This window comes from Vibrio sp. 2130-1, from assembly GCF_033339515.1.
Map to the genome: position 1 here is coordinate 1 of NZ_JAWOUT010000496.1, position 589 is coordinate 589.

Consider the following 589-nt stretch of genomic DNA (forward strand, 5'->3'; position numbering starts at 1 on the left):
GTCCCGTTCGTCTAGAGGCCTAGGACACCGCCCTTTCACGGCGGTAACAGGGGTTCGACTCCCCTACGGGATACCATTGGGTCGTTAGCTCAGTTGGTAGAGCAGTTGACTTTTAATCAATTGGTCGCAGGTTCGAATCCTGCACGACCCACCATTTCCTTCCACGGAAATCAAAACAATGTGGGCGATTAGCTCAGTTGGGAGAGCACCTGCCTTACAAGCAGGGGGTCACTGGTTCGAGCCCGGTATCGCCCACCATTCTCTAAGTATTTTTGGAATAAAACGTCCAAACCAGAACAAGCAATTGATACTGGTTGGTATTTTTGACTCTGAAAGTCTTTAGAAAATGTAACTTCCTTGTGAAGCAACATAGCTCTTTAACAATTTGGAAAGCTGACAAAACAACAATTTATTGTTGTTTGTAAAGTTCTCAATGTTTGTCTTTATGACAAACACCAAAAAACACATTCAAGTGTTCTTGGGAATATCACTTTTACAGTGATTATTCGAAATTGAGTCCGGCAAAATCGAATGTCTCTCGCTCATTCAAATAATGAGAGACAACTTTGGTGATTTGAACATCAACTCG

General features: G+C 42.8%; 3 tRNA genes. All 3 read left to right on the forward strand.

Features of this window, described 5'->3' with window-relative positions:
• The 3 genes from R7Q09_RS27035 (at position 1) to R7Q09_RS27045 (ending at position 258) form a co-directional block, all read left to right on the forward strand.
• Positions 1-76: transfer RNA gene (locus tag R7Q09_RS27035), tRNA-Glu, on the forward strand.
• A 2-nt stretch (positions 77-78) separates the two neighbouring features.
• Positions 79-154: transfer RNA gene (locus R7Q09_RS27040), tRNA-Lys, on the forward strand.
• 28 nt (positions 155-182) lie between these two features.
• Positions 183-258: transfer RNA gene (locus tag R7Q09_RS27045), tRNA-Val, on the forward strand.
• Positions 259-589: the final 331 nt, after the last annotated feature.